16 protein-coding genes and 1 pseudogene are annotated in these 15,654 nt (G+C 46.8%); 11 read left to right on the top strand and 6 right to left on the bottom strand.

The genetic code is table 11. The features are described 5' to 3' along the window. Positions 1-2: 2 nt before the first annotated feature. From EKK48_24405 to EKK48_24395, 3 genes are read left to right on the top strand one after another with little or no spacing between them, the layout of a single operon-like run. Positions 3-470: an MgtC/SapB family protein gene (locus EKK48_24405; protein ID RTL37247.1), complete on the top strand. Its 468-nt coding sequence runs from the start codon at positions 3-5 to the stop codon at positions 468-470. After that, entirely contained in the window at positions 433-1,404 is a 972-nt protein-coding gene (locus tag EKK48_24400; GenBank protein RTL37246.1) for a hypothetical protein, read from the top strand. Before EKK48_24405 ends, EKK48_24400 begins: the two co-directional genes overlap by 38 nt. Before the next feature lie 23 nt (positions 1,405-1,427). After that, entirely contained in the window at positions 1,428-2,144 is a 717-nt protein-coding gene (locus EKK48_24395; protein RTL37245.1) for a transporter, read from the top strand. A gap of 322 nt (positions 2,145-2,466) precedes the next feature. On the opposite strand, the gene EKK48_24390 is transcribed toward EKK48_24395, so the two are convergent. Further along, the gene (locus tag EKK48_24390; protein RTL37244.1) at positions 2,467-2,910 is read right to left on the bottom strand and encodes a hypothetical protein; all 444 of its coding nucleotides are present in this window, start codon (positions 2,908-2,910) and stop codon (positions 2,467-2,469) included. 132 nt (positions 2,911-3,042) lie between these two features. Here EKK48_24390 and EKK48_24385 point away from each other — a divergent pair, with 132 nt between their 5' ends. The 5 genes from EKK48_24385 to EKK48_24365 all read left to right on the top strand — a co-directional run bounded on the left by EKK48_24385 (position 3,043) and on the right by EKK48_24365 (position 6,946). Next, entirely contained in the window at positions 3,043-3,435 is a 393-nt protein-coding gene (locus tag EKK48_24385) for a transcriptional regulator (GenBank protein RTL37243.1), read from the top strand. A 198-nt stretch (positions 3,436-3,633) separates the two neighbouring features. Continuing rightward, on the top strand, positions 3,634-4,008 hold the full coding sequence (locus EKK48_24380) for a hypothetical protein (protein RTL37242.1): 375 nt from the start codon (positions 3,634-3,636) through the stop codon (positions 4,006-4,008). A 219-nt stretch (positions 4,009-4,227) separates the two neighbouring features. Then, positions 4,228-5,793: a hypothetical protein gene (locus EKK48_24375; GenBank protein RTL37241.1), complete on the top strand. Its 1,566-nt coding sequence runs from the start codon at positions 4,228-4,230 to the stop codon at positions 5,791-5,793. Between the two features lie 759 nt (positions 5,794-6,552). Then, complete coding sequence (locus EKK48_24370) at positions 6,553-6,714, top strand: hypothetical protein (GenBank protein ID RTL37240.1); 162 nt, start codon at positions 6,553-6,555, stop codon at positions 6,712-6,714. After that, positions 6,704-6,946 carry a transposase gene (locus EKK48_24365; protein ID RTL37239.1) on the top strand — a complete coding sequence of 81 codons (243 nt, stop codon included), beginning with the start codon at positions 6,704-6,706 and terminating at the stop codon, positions 6,944-6,946. The genes EKK48_24370 and EKK48_24365 overlap by 11 nt, the downstream gene beginning before the upstream one ends. An 85-nt stretch (positions 6,947-7,031) precedes the next feature. Here the strand turns inward: EKK48_24365 and EKK48_24360 are convergent, their stop codons facing one another. The 3 genes and pseudogenes from EKK48_24360 to EKK48_24350 form a co-directional block, all read right to left on the bottom strand. Further along, a complete protein-coding gene (locus EKK48_24360) occupies positions 7,032-8,255 on the bottom strand; it encodes a hypothetical protein (GenBank protein RTL37238.1) in 1,224 nt (407 codons plus the stop codon). A 33-nt stretch (positions 8,256-8,288) separates the two neighbouring features. Next, positions 8,289-9,065 carry a hypothetical protein gene (locus EKK48_24355; protein ID RTL37237.1) on the bottom strand — a complete coding sequence of 259 codons (777 nt, stop codon included), beginning with the start codon at positions 9,063-9,065 and terminating at the stop codon, positions 8,289-8,291. A 673-nt stretch (positions 9,066-9,738) separates the two neighbouring features. Then, positions 9,739-9,892, bottom strand: a pseudogene (locus EKK48_24350) (transcriptional regulator). A 538-nt stretch (positions 9,893-10,430) separates the two neighbouring features. Here EKK48_24350 and EKK48_24345 point away from each other — a divergent pair. The 3 genes from EKK48_24345 (at position 10,431) to EKK48_24335 (ending at position 13,392) form a co-directional block, all read left to right on the top strand. Beyond that, a complete protein-coding gene (locus EKK48_24345; GenBank protein ID RTL37236.1) occupies positions 10,431-11,192 on the top strand; it encodes a hypothetical protein in 762 nt (253 codons plus the stop codon). 181 nt (positions 11,193-11,373) lie between these two features. Beyond that, on the top strand, positions 11,374-13,017 hold the full coding sequence (locus tag EKK48_24340; GenBank protein ID RTL37235.1) for a hypothetical protein: 1,644 nt from the start codon (positions 11,374-11,376) through the stop codon (positions 13,015-13,017). Positions 13,018-13,032: 15 nt separating this feature from the next. Then, positions 13,033-13,392, top strand: a complete 360-nt coding sequence (locus EKK48_24335) for a hypothetical protein (GenBank protein RTL37234.1) — start codon at positions 13,033-13,035, stop codon at positions 13,390-13,392. A 274-nt stretch (positions 13,393-13,666) separates the two neighbouring features. Here EKK48_24335 and EKK48_24330 read toward each other — a convergent pair whose 3' ends face one another. After that, a complete protein-coding gene (locus EKK48_24330) occupies positions 13,667-14,284 on the bottom strand; it encodes a hypothetical protein (protein RTL37233.1) in 618 nt (205 codons plus the stop codon). Between the two features lie 124 nt (positions 14,285-14,408). Beyond that, entirely contained in the window at positions 14,409-14,864 is a 456-nt protein-coding gene (locus tag EKK48_24325; protein ID RTL37232.1) for a MerR family transcriptional regulator, read from the bottom strand. Positions 14,865-15,654: the final 790 nt, after the last annotated feature.

Below are 15,654 nucleotides of genomic sequence, written 5' to 3'. Positions count from 1 at the left end.
GGATGGATTGGCAACTAGAAATTTTGATGGCTTCAAGAGCGTTGCTTGCAACCGTTCTTGGTGGACTGGTTGGGTACGAAAGAGAAAGCCACGGTCAAGATGCTGGAGTACGAACTTACGCTGCCGTTGCTTTAGGAGCTTGTGTTTTCGGCTTGATTTCATCCCATGCGCTCGGTCAAACAGTCGATACCAGAATTGCAGGACAGATCGTCAGCGGAGTTGGATTTCTCGGTGCTGGCGTGATTATGCGAGACCAAGGTAGAACAACTGGATTGACAACAGCGGCTACTCTTTGGACTTCAGCGGCTATCGGATTGGCAGTCGCCTTTGGTATGTTTGTCCTCGGAGCTTTGGCCACAGCACTAACTTTTTCTCTACTGGCTGTTCATCACTTACCCGGCTGGAATGCGTTGATTGAACGTAAAAACTGCAATGGCGCGAATGAAAAAACAAACAAAACTGATCGATGAAACGGAAACCGAGCACAAAATGAATTCACACAGACCAAACAACAATGTCGCTAAAGTCGAACGTGGACTACAACACTTCATCGACCACTTCGAACCAGGACGAGATTTGCTTTGGAAAGTCTTGGTGGTAGTTATTCTCTACTCGGCATTGGTCTGTTTCGTCGACAATCACAATTTACAAGGCGCTAAATTGAACGACGCCAACGCCGTTATATCTGTCAGCGCAATTGTCGGTATTTTGCTGATTTTTAGAAATAACAGTGCTTATGACCGATGGTGGGAAGGACGAAAGTTGTGGGGGCAATTGGTAAATGAGTCTAGAAATCTAGCAATCAAAACTTATTCGTACGCGAAAAATCTGCCGGATACTGAACGTCAGCGCTTCGGTTTGCTGATATCACAATTCGCCTATACTTTAAAAGATCACTTGCGTCAAAAACGTGATGGACAGATCTTAGAATTGCTTTCTGTGACGGACAAAAAACAGCACATTCCATTGGCAGTAACCCAGCAGATTTACGATCATCTCAAGCAGTGGCGCAGCGCCGGTTACATAGATGAATGGGAACAATTGCAAATTAACGAACATGCAAAAACGCTTATGGATATTTGTGGTGCCTGCGAGCGTATTTTGAAATCCCCGATTGTAGGCTCATACAAACTGCTACTGTGGTTTGGTTTGACTTTAAATGTTCTGTGTTTGCCCTGGTTTCTCGTACCTTCTTTTCACTGGATGACTGTTGCAATAATGGCCGTTTCTTCATACCTCATCTTCGGTCTTGAACTTCTTGCAGAGGAAGTAGAGCGGCCGTTTGATGATATGCCAAATGATTTGCCCTTGGAGTCGATATGCGAAACGATTCGTACTTCGGTAGAGGAAATTTTTGAGCTGGAGCTTCGGAACGAAAGCGCTGAGAAAAGTTTGCTGAATTAGCTAAGTAGTTTGCGAGACTTCAAATGTATACCGTTTTACTAAATGCGTGTTTTCCGGTCATAGCCACCATCATCGGTGCTTCAGTAGTTTTGTTGTATAAAACACCAAGTCCTGTGGTGCGTGGCTTTTTGCAACATTTAGCTGCTGGTGTTGTTTTTTCTGTTGTGTCGGTGGAGCTTTTACCCGACATCATTAAACGACATGCTCCTATTTATGTGGTGCTCGGCTTTGGCGTCGGAGTGCTGGCGATGTTGTGGATCAAATCGTTAGCCAAAACTCTCGAAGCAAAAGAAAATAAAAAAAGTGGTTTCCCCACGGCTATGGTTACAGCCGTAGCAGTTGATGTCTTACTGGATGGTTTCCTAATTGGAATAGGTTTTGCAGCTGGTGCTAAAGAAGGGCAGCTTCTGACAACGGCACTCACCATAGAACTCTTATCACTTGGATTGGCAATTGCAATTGAGTTATCCGAATACGGTTTGTCCAAGGCCACTGTAATGAAAACTGTCGCTGGCATATCCTCCCTAATATTGTTGGGAACCGTCATTGGTGTCTTTGTTCTTGCCAAAGCACCAGATGTCTTGATGGAAACAGTTTTGTCATTCGGTCTAGCGGCCTTACTTTTCTTGGTGACAGAAGAACTCCTGCTTGAAGCGCATGAACAGCCTGAGACACCTGCAACCACGGCGGCATTCTTTTTGGGTTTTCTAACGCTTCTTGTCGTTGGTATGCTCGCCTGAACTTTAATTCGTATGACAAATAGAAGGCGGAGTGCCCTTCGTACTCCGCCTTCTTCCTGCTAAATTTTTCATGCACGTCAGCTTGAGTTAATTAGTAACTAGCAGCCGACAGGGTTTGTTTTTTTGAGATGTAAAATTGGCACATCGACCAATGCGCTGCACTCGGTCTCTCAAGTAATCCTTCTTGGGCAATTTGTTAGAACGATTGTTTCGAAGAACTATTGTTCCGAAGAACTATTGTTCCGAAGACCGAGCTCCATTCCATCGCAATCCTCAGATGTTATTGTTCCTCCTACATCTGCGGCAATTAAACGCGTGCTTTCTAGCTGGACGACTTGAGCTTTGACATCGCATCCAAACTGGCTTGCGCTTGTTGTGCCCAAAGTTTGGGATCGAAAGCGACGCTGGAAAAACTAGTAAATAGATTGGTTAGAAATTCAAATATTGCGTTGACTAAACCCAAACCACCGGGCATGGCAAGAAATGGTTTGATCATGCTGGATATCTGTTCGCCCATCAATTGTATTGGCGATGTTGTACTAGAGATGTCCATTGCAGTCTGGTTTGAACCAAAAGTAATCGATCCGTCCGCTCCAACCGATCCTGATGCGAAATCTGAGGGAAGTGCGCGGTCGACACTCGAACCTGGTATAACAGAATTCTGTGCAGCTTTGGTGCTGTCTTCAAAAAGGCGTACACCGTTATCCGCAAATTGTACTGATCCCTCTAAACCTCCTTCGGCACTGGGATTGTCGGCGACTAACATCTTCGTTCAAAACCTCCTTTAATCTGGGTACATTTGAAGATAGTGAACAGTGTGATCATTGTCAATATGAAAAAGCATTCAAGCGATTAATTTAATAGTTTAGTTTCGATTATCGTGTATGGAGTTGGATAAATGGATGAGTGTTGCTCACAAAAACCTAACTATAATGACAGTCAATTAAGTCAAGAAAAAGCTACCGAACTGGAAGAGATGTTCAAAGTTCTAGCTAATGACACACGTCTAAAACTGTTAGTCCTCCTCTGTAATACTGACGAAATGAGTGTGACCGAGCTTGCCGTGGGTAGCGGAATGACAGTCCAAGCGGTCTCCGGACACTTACAGCGGTTAACACTGGGTGGCATTCTTGCTTATCAACGTCATGGAAATCATGTTCATTACCGGCTCATAGACGGATGCGTTCGTTCGCTTCTCGAAAAAGGATTGTGCTTGCTGGATGATATGGAGCAAGCAAAAATAAAAGAGAAATCGAGCGCCAAAAAGAAGTCTGTCACAAAGAGAAAGTAAAAACTTTCTCCAACGAAAGCAGCCTAACTTAGCTCTAAACAATTAAATTAATCGCTTGAATGGTTGACTGCTACTCATTCGATCTGTATCTTACAATTAAACTCAACACCATAATCAAAGTGACGCAAATTGCGACGGTGTTCTGTTGATTTACCTATAAATTTTTCCGGTCTCTAACGCCTGTTGTGAGAGCAGACCTTGTCGTATCTAACATTGAAACAAAGACAGATTTTAAATTACCGATTTGGACTTAAGGGCGAACCCCGAACGTTGCGAGAACTGGGTGAACTTTATCAGGTAAGCCACGAAAGCATTCGCGCGTTGGAGCGACGTGCGTTGCGCAAAATCGATTTGCGACGCTCGTTGTCCTCGTCCTCCAGACGGCATTTGAAAGTCAACAAACAGTACTTACCAACGCTGACCGGTGAGGAAAAAAACATGCTCCTCGTTTTGTGGGGCATCGACGACGGCATTTGGAAAGACTATCAGACTACCGCCGCTCTTGTTCAAACAACTATTGAAGTTGTGTATGCCACTGAATCGAAAGCCCTTGCTTCGTTAAACAGATGCTAAGTGAGGAGTATGAAAGTGAAAAATGAGAGTTCAATTACTGCTTTCTGCCGCCACCAACGATGTGGGCAATTTGGTTCTGTGTTGAATGTTTATAGGAGAGCTAAATTCGCTTACAGTCTCAACTTAGTTCGGTTGTTCGACGAGCGAATAAGAGCTTTTTTTCTTTGTTGAGCAGTACCAGCGAATGAAAAGTTGCTTTCAAGGAGTCAAAGGGGAACCATGGAACTACAAAAGAGTGAACAATCAACACGTATACCTGAAAATCAAAAGCTTCTATTTCAGTCACTTTCGCTTGCGGCTGCGGCGCATAGGGCTCATAAAGCAGACGATACTATGTTGGCAGCAACTCTTGGTGCTGAGGCGCGCAAATTTGTAGGTTTGGATAACCAGGAACAACTCGTTGAAGCAATCGAGCTAAGAGTCTTTGGAGCGGAAGATTGCTATCTTGAGCTTCAGAAACTTCTAGATATTTTGTCGCTTTCTTTGCCTAGTGAATCGTTTTTGGTTCGCGACACAATGGAACGGCTACTTCAACGGTGGAACTCGTGGTTGAGTGATTTCCACAAACTATTGGAACCTATTCATGAGCGACTTATCGCGTTGCGTATTCAAGAAATTGGTGCCAACCATTCTGAAATCGCAGATCGACTTATGTTCTATGCGGAGTACTTGTCAAACATTGGTAGAAATGTTGAAGCACAAAACTGCTTAACGCGAGCAATTTCAATACGGAAACGATTTGCCAATGATAATCCTTGTGCAAGATTGAGTTACATACAAGCTCTTGCACGACTTGGTTGTTTGCTTGCTATGCAACGCTATTTCGATTTGTCAGTCATACATCTTGAATTGGCAGCTGAGATGCTGAAAGATGCGCGCTCAAGGCTAAAGGTCCATGCATTTGAGGACCTTGGTCTTACTTACATCGAACTCGGCAGACATAGTGAAGCAGAAAATATCCTCAAGCAAGCTATCTCGGTGAACGATGCAAGTGCAGTCGATTCAGTGGCCGGATGTGCTATCAAACTGGGAAGCATTTATTTGCTCTGGGGCAACATCAGCGATGCATTCAGTATGTTTGACTTCTCGCTCAATTTCGATAGAGATTCGACTTGGCACCTGCCTGAACTGAACGGAAAAAAAACACTTTCTGATGAATTAACAGAAACCAGCAACCCATTGCTTGAGTTAGTTGACCTGATGGAAAGCCGCTACTCCGCGAGTGACACTCGTCGCTTCTGCCGCGACTTAATCGTTAGAAAATACTCGTGGGCGATTCCCTCGAATGCCGCATTAACAGCCATTATCAACTGTGGACCGATAGTCGAGGTCGGCGCAGGCACTGGCTATTGGGCGGCACTGCTACGGCGAAGAGGGGCAGATATTATCGCCTATGATGCTTTACCGGCGGAGACTAAGCGCAACGGCTATACGTCGAGAAACGTTAGCTGGACTGAAGTATTACTTGGTTCTGAGTCAACCGTCGCTTTTCACCCTGACCGCACCCTTATGCTTTGTTGGCCACCCAATAGAGATGTGATGGCAACTAAAGCTCTGGAATTTTACACAGGTGATCGATTAATCTACATCGGTGAAGAATGGCCTGGCTGTACGGCAGACTTTAATTTTCATCAAAAACTTCAACAAAATTGGACTTTGGAAACTCGCGTAAACTTACCCAGATGGAGTTTGATCACGGATTCAGTTTTCATCTATGCCCGTAACAAGACTGCTCCACCAGCGCAAACTACTTTAAATGACGCCACTAAAAATGGTGGCACTTGATGAAATTGCTCTCTAAATTCAATCTTGCATTTTCCAATTGATTAACGGCTGTCACAGGAATTTTTGTCTCTTGGATTTTTGTTCTTAATGCCCGTTAAAACCGTCTCGGAATCACATTCCTTGACACAATTTGAAGTCCTCAGATCCTCAATCGACTCAGTAATTAATGTCCATGCAGATCGTATGAATAGTGCTGCGATTAGTCCTCCTACGATTAGATCCGGCCATAGACAATTTAGCTTATATGTTGATAGACCGGCACCTACACCTGCGGTGTTGGCGACTACGTTTCTTAAACGGAGCCATGTCGAACGCATGTTCAAGTTCTTCTCGGTGTCGCCACAAAAGAGAGAAACAAAGTGCATTCAGCGCAAGTGCCAGTGAGCCCACGAAGCCCACGAAGTCAGCAGCATCACCTATGGCGAACGTCGTGATGGCTTCGGCGCACAACCATTGCAAAAAATGTCATGATAGCGCCTTCGAGTAGCGATGCCTTTGCCTGCCACTGAGTTCCTTACTCTTATTGTTGGTATCCGTTCGGCGAATTGCGTTCTTCAAATTTGAATTGAAACGAGCGAAGATGTTCTCCGTCGGGAGGACATGTGGTGGCACTTACGCGTAGAGATCAGAGCAAAGAGAAGCTGTGGAAATATAGGCTAAAACGCTGGCGGGAGAGCGGGCTGACAGTGCCGCAATACTGCGTGCAAGAAATGCTGAACGAACACAACTTTCGATCATGGCAAGCCACGATTAAAAAGCGTGATGAAGAAACTGAGTGGAGGCAAGAAATATTGGATGGCAACTCAAAAGTTAGTGGTCCTTCCTCAAAGTCCGCTTGGGAAAGCAATCAATTACACAATGAAAAACTGGCAAGCGTTGCAAGTATATGTTGAAGACGGCGACCTGACGATTGACAATTAACTTGGCAGAAAATGCGCTGAGACCAATTGCAGTTGGTCGAAAAAATTGGATGTCCGCCATCAGCGACAACGGCGGAAACACTGCTGCTATCCTCGCAAGCATCGTCGCCACATGCAAACGGCTCAAAATCGATCCGTTCAAATATTTCAGCACAGCGATTTCTAAACTCACCAAAAATCCGAAATCAGATCCGGCAGATTTGCTTCCAGGGGTGCTCGAACTTTCTAATTAGCACCATCTATGGTGCTTCACCGAACGGATACTATTGTTGCAGCAATTATCCAAACATCGAATTGAGCTATCGTGGTTATGTTTTGTTAAGCGCTAAGCTGACGATAGATATTCTCTGCGTTGGCCATGCGCTGTCCTCTAGCTTCACCAGAACTTCTTTCATAGTATTTGTCAAATGCTGAAGCGGCAGCCCCAGGCGTTTGTGCCGCCTTAAGAGCGGAATAAGCACCACTTTCAGTCGTTTGCAATTCCTTCATAAGGAAGTCAGCTTGCACTCGCCAGTCCGTAACCGGCTTGCCTTCCTGTTTGGCAAATGCTTCCAGTGCTGTTCGTCTGCCCCCCTCCCATTGCGCTAACCCAATTGCACCTTCACCTGCATTGTATGCGCTTGTTTTAAAACTGGATTCGGTTTGGAGGTTGCCTAAAATTCCTGAAGCTTGAGCTGGACTAAATCCTTTTTCTATAAAATAGTCATAGAGTTGTTTTGCTTGGACAGTTTCACCAGCGCCTAGCGGTTGACCACGACTATCAGTGCCACCTGTATTGAGGCTGCCATCACCGCTTCCTCCGTTGCCTTTGAAATATCCGCCGCCATCGAATCCTCCGTTGCCCGCAAATCCGCCGCTTCCTTTACCGCTGCCACCACCTCTTACACCACGATTTGCAAAGCCATTTTCTGGCGCTTCTGATACGGGTTGATTTGGACCAGGCGTAAATGGAACAAAGTCCGACATATCAGGCTTACCTGAGGCAAGGTCAATCAACCAACGCGGAACACGTTGACCGGGATGCTCACGCTGGAAGTGCTGTAGCAGCTCCTCGGCCCACTGCCTTTGCATAGGAGTTTCATTGGTAATAGTATCTGTTAGATTCTTGCTATCTTCTTTTTGAGCGGTTTGAATTTCAATGTTAATGCTGCCGTCTTGGTTAGGCTGTGCGTTTGGATTCGCTTCTACCTTTCCATCTGGAGTAAGGAAATAATCGGGTTGCCGATTAGCTGCTTTATTTTCACTCTGACTGCTAAATCGAATAGGTTTACCATCCTCTATGGCTTGCTCTACCGGTGCTGGCAATGCTGCATCACTGGGTTGTCGCGTGGTAACAAACTTATCGCCCTCACGTGAATATGGTGCTGGTGGGATAACCAGCTGGTCAGAGACAACACTCTCATTGTTACCTTGAGAGCGCAGTATCGAGCCTGTTAAGCTGGCATCGGAATAAAATTTCTGGGAAAGCGTGTCGACTCGATCTAATTGCAAAGTGTTCGGCTGCAGTCTCGCAACTTCGGCGTGAGAATCTCCGTTACTCATGATCTAAGCTCCTCTAAATTGATTCCACGCTGTTCAGTTGAACAGAGGGTTGCCCACTTTCTGTGCTGGCAATTGCAATAAGCGCGCTGACAATGCACCTTTCTCCGTCAGCTTGTACACAAAGTCGTGTGTCGTTTCTACTAATCCGAACTTCTCCAGGTCACTCACCGCATCAAGAAATGGATGCTGTCTGCAACACAATTGACTGTTTTCACTCATAAAGTGAGGATGGTCTCGATGATTGCTTGCTGTAAGTTCCATCGGGCCGTTCTGTTGAAGCTCAAGAAGGAGTTTTTCAAATGCCTCCGCTACTTCCACTGCGCATTTGTTGCATCGACATCTAGTATCCCGTCGAGCTCGATATCGCATTACCAACGCTGTCAGATAGCCTTTCGATGTAAGTACGAAGAGCCGCTGCGACTCCTTTTTCACGGCTCGAACCAACTGATGTTTTTGCATTACCCTGATCACGGCTAAAAATGGCTCAGTAACGCAGCAAAGGCGCACTTGGCCGTTAATCAAGTCTGCATGCTGCTCATCTCCAACAAGCTCCATTGGTCCATTGTCATAAAGTTCTGAGATCAATCGCTCATACGCCTCTTCGGCGCTGAGCCTGCTTTTGTTTTGTTCGGGCATTAGATCAGGCTCTTTATTATTGTGTAGTAAAACTATCAAACCCGTATTCCAAAGATAAGATGAGCAGTTATTTTGATTCGTTAAATCAGACAACTGAGCATGAAGTTTTTGGATTTTATCCCGGGTGCTTTCAAGATAATGAACGACGGGATGCTTGTCAATATGAAAAAGCATTCAAGCAATTAATTTAATAGTGTGTTTCGCCAATCGTCGATACTAACTCAGCACGCAACGACTCAGATTCTCCTTATTTAACATTACCTCTACTTTTGCCTTCACCATTGTCTGCATTTGTTTGATTTGTTTTGAGTAAAGACAATGATCCAGGAGGACTTGACGGGCTCAATAGGCGAGCTTTGTAGCAAGTTGACCAAGCAATCATGCGGCCTCAAGCTACCTGATGGACGCTGGCCGTGCTCATAACTACTAGGTCGGATGTATTCAATAGATCTTTTGTCATATGACCATGCTCCTTGCCACCATACGCGGTGCAACTGATTTTCATATATTAATTTCACTGGCGGTTTAGTAGTGCTACCATCTAAGCCTAGTGAATGACGGATCTTACGCTTTCCGTCATTCATTTCTTACCAGAGAGGCTCATGCCATCTGTATAATCCGCTAGAGTGATTGAACTTGCACAGCAGGTTCCCGTTCTTATGGGCTCAAAACTCACGCAAGAACAGATTTCGCAGGCAGAATTCTTGCGAACGTGTGCCCCCCCCCCCCCCCTTAAACTGTTTTTATCTGTATTATGGTTCGATTTTGTACCAGCTGAGAACAGATTTGAGTAATTGATCTGCTCTTTCGGACAGGCGTCGAGGTCATCGTCTACCTGCCCCAGTATTTAATCTGCCAGACCCAAAAGGTCGGCAATAACAGCTTGCAAGTTCATAACTATCAAACTTTCCATTCGACTCGCGCTTTACCAATCCGCAACTGTGCAGACAAGCAAGATGATTGGAAACGTTCGGCTGAGTTAGCCCAGTCTTTTGCACAATTTCGTTGACGCGAAAATGCTAATCGCAAGAACAACGCCCGCAAGCGGATCGCCGAAGCTCTGGATAGGCTCAAAAAACTCAACCGCTCTTTCACGACTATCGAGCTGCAAGAGGCTGGCGGTTGCGCCCGCAAGGCCCTTTACAACCATGAAGATATCTGGCACCAGGATTATGAAGATGAGGTCTATAGGTCTTCGATAAAAATGATCCGACTACGTATTTCTCCCACTTGACATATAGTGGCAACAGGGTTGTAAAACTGAGGAACGAAAAGCCCAAATGTCTGCAATTTTAAAGAGAGTGTTTTGGAGGCACTCTTGTAATTCATCGCTCTAAATCTCGCCTGCTTCCCAATTACTAACAGCAAATAGTATGACGGTCAAAACGATGGGTTCGTTTTGAGGCGGGATTTTATCGTCTGATTGAGACGGAACGCACTACAAAGGAGATTGGCATCCCATCACAATTTTGCTCTTATCAGTGCTTGGGCAGCTGTTTGTATTAACGAAATCTTTCTGCTCAAGCACAAGGAGAATCTATGTCACACACCCCCGATCACAGCCCGGAAGCGAAGCCTGAAGTAGTACAACCGATCGGACAACCTAATGACAGCAAGTTGCAACAGCAAGCTTCGCAGCTGCTGACCAACCCGGATGCTAATCAAGGTCGAGTTGACCAGCAGGCTAGACAGCTTCTTGCTCAGGGCTTGAAAGATATTTCTGGGAAAAACGAGACCTATGGAATCCTGGAGTTGATGAAAGGAGCAGCCCAAAAGCCTGAGCTTGTTCAGGATCAGCGGTTCATTGAAGGTCTCAAACAAGCCGTAGGCGATGTGCACCCGCACATACACGCTTATCCTCTCGATGCGCAACAGATGCAGAGTGCGATGCAAGGACAAAATGCTGGTCTTGATGGTCGGGCACAGCAACAACAGCAACCAAGTGATACGACTCTTCAATCAAAACCGGCAACTGCTACAGAAGCCACCGCTACAGCAGCTCCAGGCAGTGATGTTTCCTCGCAGTTGGTACAACAAGGTTTATCTGCCATCGCAGGCGGTGACAAGATGTCCGGTATCATGGCGCTGATCCAAGCTGCTCAGCTTAACCCTGGCATCATGAATGACAGCCGCTTTGTCAATGCGTTGCAGGCGGCTTTGACTCAAGGCGCCGGTAAATCTACTGCCAGCGCTACGGACCGCCCTGGTGCAACATCGCTTGAGTCCCAGGCTGAACAATCGCTAGCTGTGGCCAAGACTGCTAATTCTGCTGGGACTATTCCCCAACTGGCAATTGGTTGATCTGGTACTGGAGAAAATCTAAAACAGGAGGGCGTCAATACACTAAATATCTACAAGTCGTTCCGGAAATTTTTACTTCTTTCCTCTAACCTTGGAGATTTCAACACTTATCGTTATTTGCTCACTTTTGATTTTGGCGGGGGAGTTCTAAGCCGCTAGAATTGCCCACTTTACTAAAACAATGACAAAACAAGCCTTTGCTCCAACAGAATTTTCCGAGCAGCCTTATGCAAAAGGCTTTAGCTCGCCAGCTTTATCTGCTCAAATGTGGCGAGATATGCCACGCACGAGTGGACGCAGCTCTTCCGATTTACCTGCCACTTTAAATCTGGAGACGTCACAACTCTATGGTCAGTCCGTTGGTGCCACTGCAGATCAGGTTCGAGCGGCTGTAAGAAATGCCACCATCATCAATTTCACTAGTCCGGCACAAGATGCTAAAAGCGGACAACAGCCTGACTTCATCCTTGGTGAAGATGGCAAGCTCAAAGCCAATCTATTGAAGACTACACCGAGTAAAGATGGCTCCATAACAATTGAGATTCAATCGAAAAACAAGACCGAGACAGATGCTAAAAAGCTTGCCGATCAGCTGCAAAAGTCCACTATCAAGGATTTGATTAATTACTTCAAGAACAGCCATCCGCCAGGCACGAAGTTACCGCAAGACTGGCTAGACCAATTGAACAAAGAGCCTGATTTGCCTCCACCAGTTACGCCCTTAGACACTCCTGCGCCAGCACCGGAGCAGCCTCAACCGCCTGAGCAACGGCAAGCACAACCAGCTCCAGCTTCTGATGTACCAGCAAGGCCGTCCAGTGGGCCGGGCGGTGGCGGCACAGTTGGTGGTCCAGGTGCCGGCGGCGGCGGCGGCGATGGGCAAGGTGCTGGTTACAACCCCGGTCCGACCTACCGAGGACCAGATGGTGGCAGCACCGCATCTAGTGGTGCCACACCGAGTTCGGATCAGCAGACCGTCTTAAGCAACGTGAGAACTGTAATGGAAGTTGCAAAAGAAAAGGGCATTGATCCGACACTGGCAGTGGCTACTATGCTGGTTGAAAGCGGCGGTGACAACAAAGCTGTCGGTGACGGCGGTCATAGCATCGGGCTGTTTCAACTGAATGACAATGGCGAAGGTTCCGGTATGTCTGTGGCTCAAAGAGAAGACCCCAGATTGAATGCGGAGACCGCTCTTTCTGTTTTTGCCCAGAATGAAAATAAAGTGCGTGACATCAATGGTGACGGCAAAATATCTGGTGGCGATCTGGCTTCGCAGTCTCAGCGCCCAGCCGATATGCCGGGTTATGTTGCGAAAGTGGATGCGTCCATGGATGAGGCTCGCCAATTGATTGCCCAGGCAGAAAAACAGCCGAGCGGGCAAACTGCTGCTGGTAATGTGCCCGGCAATTTAGCCTGGACCAGTGCCGATGAAAGCCTCATCACTTCACCTTACGGCAATCGCACCAATCCCTTCACCGGAAGTGGTTCGGAGTTTCATTCTGGTCTGGACATAGCGAAACCTGCGGGAACTCCGGTGCGCGCCGCTGCAGATGGAACGGTCATATCTGCCGGACCTGATGGAGGTTACGGTAACCGCGTTGTAATCGATAACGGCAATGGGTTGACTACGGCATACGACCACATGGCAGTCATTGACGTCAAAAAAGGCGACACTGTGAAGGTTGGCCAAGATGTTGGGAAGGAAGGATCTACAGGTAACTCCACCGGTCCGCATTTGATGTTCGATGTTATGGTGAACGGCAAAACCGTAGATCCACTGCCATATTTGAGAGACCACAAACTCGCAAATCCGCTTGCTTGATCGGAAATTGAAAGAATGCAGCCCCTGACTGACAAAGAAAAATTTGTGCTCGATTTGAGATATGGATTGACCGATGGTCGACCGTTAAAACTGGCTGAAATAGCCAGAATTTTAGGAGTAAGTCGGCAGAATATTTGGGAGGTCCAGCGTATGGCCGTTTGGAAAATAACTTCTCATTCAGGAATATCACAACCGAACAATGACTCGAAAAAGCTTTGGTCTAGTAGTTTACAAAAACTTAGAGCCGCTCTCACTTACGAAGAACGTCAGTTACTTAAACAAGTCTGGACAATCTCCGGGCCTGATAAATTTTGTGTGTCGGCAGCAACGGAGCAAGTGCAAGAAATTCAAATGAAAGCATTATCAATGGTCTAACATAGCCATCAATCCATAACGTGAGATAGAAAAACTTCCCTTAATCTGGCTTCAGGCAAGAGGCTTGCAAGGCGATGAACTCGACAATCAACAAGTTTGCTTTTGACCAAAGTGCAGACGCATTGATAAGGGAGAGTGTTGCTGCTATTTTTATTTTCTTCTTCGTGTTCTTGTTCTTCTTTTTTTTACTAGCTGCAGCTCTGGCTCTTTTGCTGGTTTGTCCTTTCTAACCGTGTTCATCGATACCTCGGATGTTGCTTATGATCGGCTGTGTTTAGTTTGCGCTTGCCCGCTCACTTCGTTCTTTGCTGTTGGGTAGTTGCGAAATCTGAGCTGATATCAAGCCTTTTGAAGTAAGTTGGTAGAAGAAGTTTGCCGACCTGCTCACCAGTCCGTAATGCTCCAGCTCACACATTGCGTCAAGGAATGGCGCTTGTGAACAACACAATTGGGATTCGCTTGCCACAAAGTGCGGGTGATTGCGATGATTGCTTATCACCAATTCCATGGGACCGCCGCGCTTCATCTCTTTCAAGAGATGCTCGAAGGCTTGCACCAATTCGTTGACGCACTTGTTGCACTTACATCGGCTGTCTCGGTTTAATTTGCAGCGTGCAAGAAGTGCCGTCAAATAGCCCTTGTAGGTCAGGGTGTAAAGGCGGTTTTCTTGCTCGTTTCTAAACTCTCGCACCAAGTCGTGTTTCTGCAGCACAGTGATGGCGTCCAAGAATCTCTCCCGCAAGCAACACAGGCGAGTCTTGTCGTTGATCAAATCAGGGTGTCCTTTCTCGTCCACCAGCCGGAATGGACCGTTCTCGTATAGTTCGTAGATCAGCCTCTGGTAAAGGTCTTCGGGGCTCAGCCTGCTGTCGTTTTGTTCTTGTTCAGCCATTGCTGAACCTCCGTTTTACTTGATACTAGATTTAGTGGCAGCTATTTTGAGTGTCTATAATTTCTTGGTTTTTTATGCGGCGCGAAGATCACCAAATTACTTGTACCGAGCTAAGTACGGCATCTCATTGTTCGGTAGATTTAATTGGTTGTTCGCTGGCAAGTGCACCAAGTATGGGACAACACTCCTTGGGTCCTTGCCCAGGGCATTGCTCCACGAGTTTGTTTAGAGACACGCGCATTGCTTGCAATGACGCTATACGATAATCAATCTCAGTTAAAAGTGCTTGTCCAAGAGCTTTTACGTCGGCAGTATCACCAACTGGGCTTTGGTGTAAATTGAGAAGTTGCTTTATGTCCTTAAGCGGAAAACCCAGTTCTTGTGCGTTTTTGATGAATCTCACTACTGAAACAGTTTGCACTGGATAGAATCTGTAATTTGAGCTTGTTCTTTCAGGAGCTTCTAGTAAACCGAATTTTTCGTAATAGCGTAAGGTTTCAACTGTCGCACCGGCTTCTGTTGCCACCTGCCCTATTGTCAGTCCGCTTATGGATAAAGACTTGTCTTTGCGTTCAATCATACTACCCCCGGAAGTCAAGAGGTAGCATAAACCCTGAACCACGCTTTAAGGTCAAGCTTTTTTCTTAAATCCGAGCAGATTTCATGTTGTCTGGTCGCCATCGATGCAGGGCGCTGGAAACTAAGCAGGCCGTTCCTTTTACTACTTGTTCTAATTTGCCTTTTCGTCAATGCGTGCCTTGTTTAGCTGTCACCACTGCCCCGCTGTTCCATGTCAAAAAACTGTTCAGCTCTGAGAGCGCTAGTTTCTGCCGCGTGATCTGACGACCCCCGGCTTGCTCCCATGCCCAGCTCATAGCCTAGCTCGAACCCCCATCGTCAAAGTCGGCTCTGCCGCCCGCGCAGCGGGTTGCCTTGACGATGGAACCCAAGTTCTTCGCTTTTCAGGCATGGAGGCAGGTGCGCCCGCCGCGAACTAGGCGACTGGGAGAGGGCAGTCGGAGACCGAGAGCTGGCAGGTTGACCGTCTTTGTCGGGTTCGTTGTTCGAGCATACGGGGGCAGCGCCACCGCGCGTCAAGCCGTTTCGCACTTTGTCCAGGGCTGCGGCCCCAGCGCTCGACCCGCAGAGCCGCCCTCGTACCCCGGCACACTCTATTGATCAAGGCGGTGAAAGCGGTTGCGGCAAGCCAGTTCTATGCACGAACGGGAACGCTTGAGACGGTATATTTAGTGTCAATATGGTCGGCACAAATTGGGGCGCCAGAGAACACTGAGGCGCGAAAGGCAGTGGCAGGGCGGTAAGATGCAGATGGGCAGAGCTTTTCGGAATGGTGGCTAAAGAGCGGCTAG

This window comes from Candidatus Melainabacteria bacterium (genome assembly GCA_003963305.1).
Classification (GTDB): Bacteria; Cyanobacteriota; Vampirovibrionia; order Obscuribacterales; family Obscuribacteraceae; genus PALSA-1081.
The sequence above is the reverse complement of the archived record's forward strand: the minus strand, read 5'-3'. Positions and strand labels throughout refer to the sequence as shown.